The 282-nt window shown below is 52.8% G+C and carries 1 protein-coding gene; it reads right to left on the bottom strand.

All coding sequences use genetic code 11. From position 1 onward, the window contains the following. Nucleotides 1-2: 2 nt before the first annotated feature. Nucleotides 3-282 (bottom strand): hypothetical protein (locus AC1RP4_RS07975; protein ID WP_481763272.1); only part of this gene is annotated, 280 nt, incomplete at its 5' end.

The following is a 282-nucleotide window of genomic DNA, read 5'->3' as shown; positions in this document are numbered from 1 at the left end:
CATCAACGTTCATCCGGTTTAGAAGATTTGCCGGCTTGATGAGCTGCCACTTCAGAGATGCCGATGCCCGAGATACCAACATATTTCTTACCGGTTTCCACATCGCGAATCTCGTAGATGCCGCGCTTGCCATCGTACGCAAGCTCGTCTCGGAACACACCGACACGCGTCACACGATACTGACCGTCAGTGACGATAGTACCAAGCGGAGTGTCAGGCTCTGGGCCACACGCAGCAAGCGAAAGCAACAGCAATGATGCAACCACAAACTTGGTCATGATG

Source organism: Dellaglioa sp. CoH-56-MRSF-10 (assembly GCF_056782175.1).
The sequence above is the reverse complement of the archived record's forward strand: the minus strand, read 5'-3'. Positions and strand labels throughout refer to the sequence as shown.